At 38.5% G+C, this 4,581-nt stretch carries 3 protein-coding genes; all 3 read right to left on the bottom strand.

What is annotated here, in order from left to right:
* Positions 1 to 383: 383 nt before the first annotated feature.
* The gene (gene cydB, locus C200_RS05565; protein ID WP_016211752.1) at positions 384 to 1,529 is read right to left on the bottom strand and encodes a cytochrome d ubiquinol oxidase subunit II; all 1,146 of its coding nucleotides are present in this window, start codon (positions 1,527 to 1,529) and stop codon (positions 384 to 386) included.
* Between the two features lie 15 nt (positions 1,530 to 1,544).
* Entirely contained in the window at positions 1,545 to 3,149 is a 1,605-nt protein-coding gene (locus C200_RS05570; RefSeq protein WP_016211748.1) for a cytochrome ubiquinol oxidase subunit I, read from the bottom strand.
* A 79-nt stretch (positions 3,150 to 3,228) separates the two neighbouring features.
* A complete protein-coding gene (locus tag C200_RS05575; RefSeq protein ID WP_016211749.1) occupies positions 3,229 to 4,422 on the bottom strand; it encodes a DesA family fatty acid desaturase in 1,194 nt (397 codons plus the stop codon).
* Between the last annotated feature and the right edge of the window lie 159 nt (positions 4,423 to 4,581).

Raw genomic sequence — 4,581 nt, forward strand, 5'->3', positions numbered from 1 at the left:
CCCGTTCACCTCAAACAAATGGTATTTGTGAACGCTTTCATCGCACGATGAAACAAGTGTTTCGTAAGCGTCGCTACCTCGGTAGGTATTTTGCACATCCAATGATGCAAAATCGCCGAGCAAAACGCGACGACTATAAACCCTCGGCTGTCCGCGTCACACAGCGTTACGTGCCTTGAATCGGCACACTCCACTACTGTGCTCTCACATGACTCTACGGTTCGTATAGATTTTTAGACACTCGTTACGCTTGCTACAGACCTAACGGCCTTTCGCAACTCCGCTCTGCTAAAAACCCGAACCTACCTCGGCCTACTCACCCCGTGCTTAGCACTCCATGGCTCGCAGCGAATGTCAACGGAGCCTAGACTTCAAATAAAAAATTAATAAAATATATGCCGATCACGCTGAATATCGCTCTCTTTCAGTGGTCCATTTTGCCACATTCTCCGATAGACAAATGCAGTATAAATAAAAATTACCGGAACCATAATCACAGCAATAAGTGTAATTAAATTTAGTGAATGCAATGTTGTTGAAGAATTCCACACAGTTAAGCTATGATTTGGCTCAACACTAGACGGCATGATAAAGGGAAATAAACTCAACCCAGCAGTTAAAATTGTGCCTATTTGTATACAACAAGAGCCAATAAAAGCGGTAATTATTCGATTTAACCTCGTTGAAACAATAGCAAGTAGTGCACCTAAAAAGCCTAATACAGGGGCAACCACCATCCACGGATATACATGATAATTCATCATCCAAGCACCAACTTGACGCGTAACCTCATTAGCCAAAGGGTCACTGATTGACGCAGTATTTGCTGTACCTAATATATAACCTGGGACTTTATAAGCGATAAGCATGCCTGCTAATGCAAAGGCAATAATATAAAATACAGAAAATAAACATAATGCCTTTTGCGCACGTATTTTAACAACCCCAACAGAACGCCAACTTAAATAAGCCGCACCATGCACAATGATCATACACAGGCTCACAACGCCACAAAGCAATGCAAATGGCGTTAACAGTTGCAAAAATGACCCGGTATATTCCATGCGTAAAAAAATAGCATCATAATGAAACGGCGCACCTAATAATAAATTACCAAAAGCGACCCCCATAACAACGATAGGCACAAAACTGGCAATAAAAATACCAATATCCCAATTATTACGCCATTTCTGGCTTGTTAATTTAGAGCGATATTCAAAACCTACAGGTCGTAGAAATAACGACCAAAGCACAAGTAACATAGCAACATAAAAGCCAGAAAAAGCGGTCGCATACACCGTTGGCCAAATAGCAAATATCGCCCCACCGGCGGTAATTAACCACACTTGATTACCATCCCATGTTGGCCCTATCACATTCAGCGCTAAACGCCGCTCATCATCACTTTTACCAATAAAAGGTAATAAAATACCGACCCCTGAGTCAAAACCGCTGGTCAAAGCAAAGAGAGTGAGAGTCAATCCAACGATTAACCAACCTATCACTTGCATTGTTTCAAGATCAAACATATTACTTACCTACAATCACTGTTTTAGTTTGTTTTGTTCAGTCTGCTCAAAATAATAACGCCCAGTGTGCAATGCACTTGGCCCTAAACGTGCAAATTTAAACATTAAATAGATTTCAATAATAAAAAGTAAAGTATAAAAAAGCGCAAACCCGGTTAAACTAAAACTTAGTTGACCTACCGATGCAGAAGAGGAAGCCATCAGCGTTGGCAGCATATCTTGTACAACCCAAGGTTGACGACCATGTTCAGCAACAAACCAACCAAATTCACAGGCCAACCAAGGTAAAGGAATCATATACAGCGCTGTGCGAAATAACCAACGTTGCCGCCATAATGTCCCGCGTACATTGAAAAACCCTGCGGCAAGCACAATCAACAACATCATACCAAAACAAGCAATCATGAAGCGAAATGCATAAAACACCGGCCACACTTCAGGAATGGCCTTATTTGCAACCTCAACTATTTGCTCAGGCGTCACATTTTGAACATCACTAACGTATGATTTAAGTAATAAACCATAGCCTAAATCTTTTTCATGCGCTTTCAATACTGCTTTTGCCTGCTCAAGCTCGAATAGCGAGAGCGACTCACCCTTGGCATTTTTCTTTGTTCTAAGCTCAACTAATGCTAAATAAGCCTGACGCCCCTTTGCCATGCGTAGAGCATTATCAACGATCACCTCTTTCATTCCCTTGACGGTTCCATCTAAAGAATGAGTTGCAACCAAACTTAAAGCATATGGAATTTTAACTTCTAAACTATTTTTAAGCTTATCATTACTAGGCAATGCCAACATTGTCCAAGACGCAGGTGCCTTAGGTGTATCCCACAGACCTTCAAGTGCTGCCATTTTCATCGGCTGAGTTTCATCCACATCAAGGCCGGCATGATCACCAAAAAAAGCAACCCCTAATAACACAATCAAGCCAAAAAATGAACCAAAAATAAAAGAGCGTTTAGCAAAGGCTAAGTCGCGGCCTTTAAGAAGGTAAAATGAGCTGATTCCAGTGACAAACATGGCAGCAGTAACAAGCCCACCAGTGATCGTATGGGCAAATTGTGCTTGCGCAGTTGGATTAAAAAACACATCATAAAAACTTGTTAATTGCATACGCATCGAATCAATATCAAAATGTGCACCCATAGGGTGCTGCATCCAGCCATTTGCTATTAAAATCATGAGTGCTGACAATGCAGAACCAAAGGCAAGGCAAAATGTCACAAATAAGTGTTGTTTTTTAGACAGTTTATCCCAACCAAAAAAGAAAATACCAAAAAAAGTTGACTCCAACATAAAGGCAACTAGACCTTCAATAGCCAAGGGAGCACCAAAGATATTACCAACATATTGAGAGTAATATGCCCAGTTGACACCAAATTCAAACTCCATAGTAATCCCGGTGACAACCCCCATAGCAAAGTTAATACCAAAGAGCTTACCCCAAAAGCGCACCATGTCTTTATAAACTTGTTTTCCTGTTTTGACATAAAGACACTCCATGCCAAATAAAATCCACGTCATACCCAAAGTGAGCGGCACAAAAAGAAAGTGATACAGTGCAGTGATACCAAACTGCCATCGTGATAAATCAACAACATGCTCAATAGGAAGCATTATTTCCTCCAATTATTCAATTTTATTCTTGCTGAGCTGATTAAAAACCATAAAACATTTATTTTTATTATTTTAGTTCTTATGCAATAACTCTATAGCGTCTTAAATAACGAGAAAACTGATGTAACACTTGGGGTGCTGACTCACTCTCTGCTTGTTGACACCATCGTTGTAACTCTTGAATAAGCTGATGTTGCGTTTTATTATTTTGATTCCATAGCTCTTGTAATTTTAATTTAAATTCATAAGCAATCTTTAAATTATCATTTGAATTTAAAAGTAACTGAATCAGTTTTTTCTCACCACCATAACGGTCACAATGATCAAGATAATAATTATCACGCTTTAGTAGCTTTAATCTTTTAGGCTTAACTTTTAATACAGGTTTAATTTCTTGCTTATAAATAGCTAAAAATACTTTTTTATAGTAATCATTTAAAATTAAAAATCGATGATTAAATACAGCTATTAAAGTTTCTTTACTCGCTTCATTTTTACTTTTTTCTGCCGATAATAAGACTTTTGGCAAGCGTTTCCTCACTGTTGCCAAACCCAATAAACTCAATAATTTAATATAAAACCAACCGATATCAAATTCCCACCACTGGACTGAAAATTTAGCAGAACTTCCATAAGCATGATGATTATTATGCAGCTCTTCTCCACCAATTAAAATACCAAAGGGAATCAAATTTGTTGATGCATCATCACACTGAAAGTTTCGATAGCCGAAATAATGGCCCAAGCCATTAATAACTCCAGCCGCAAAAAAGGGAATCCACACCATTTGTACTAGCCAAATAGCCAAGCCGACAATACCAAAACAAACTAAATTAATCACCAACATAAACACAACACCAAGTGAATTATAAGGTGTATAAAGATGATTTTCTAACCAATCACTCGGCGTATTATGGCCATATTTTTTTAAAACTTTTAGATCCTCTGCAGCTTTTTTATATAAAAAAACACCGCCCCATAATACCTTATGAAGACCAAATATCATCGGGCTATGTGGATCACCAGGCCGCTCAGAAAAAGCGTGATGCTTACGATGCACTGCCACCCACTCACGAGTCACCATACCCGTTGTCAACCACAACCAAAAGCGGAAAAAATGGGCGAGCACAGGATGGAATATCACCGAACGATGCGCTTGACAGCGATGTAAAAACAAAGTAACACTCATAATAGTAATATGAGTAAATACCAATGCAATGACAATATACCCCCACCAGGGCAATTGAATAAAACCATAAATATTATTATTCATAAGGCGACCCAATTTTAATTATTCCACTAGCACTATAATCATTTATCTATAATTTAGCCTTGATTTAAATCAAAGAACCAAACAATAAATATAATTAAACTTCAACTCTTCTTTATGAATTGAAGCGTACTTATAATTCTAGAGGGTGTCTTTAAACCC

The sequence above is a fragment of the Piscirickettsia salmonis LF-89 = ATCC VR-1361 genome (assembly GCF_000297215.2).
Classification (GTDB): domain Bacteria; phylum Pseudomonadota; class Gammaproteobacteria; order Piscirickettsiales; family Piscirickettsiaceae; genus Piscirickettsia; species Piscirickettsia salmonis.

Bases quoted from the DNA above. Each gene is read 5' to 3' on its own strand.
- C200_RS05570 (WP_016211748.1), bottom strand. From the start codon at position 3,149: ATGCTTCCTATTGAGCATGTTGTTGATTTATCACGATGGCAGTTTGGT.
- C200_RS05575 (WP_016211749.1), bottom strand. From the start codon at position 4,422: ATGAATAATAATATTTATGGTTTTATTCAATTGCCCTGGTGGGGGTAT.
- cydB (WP_016211752.1), bottom strand. From the start codon at position 1,529: ATGTTTGATCTTGAAACAATGCAAGTGATAGGTTGGTTAATCGTTGGA.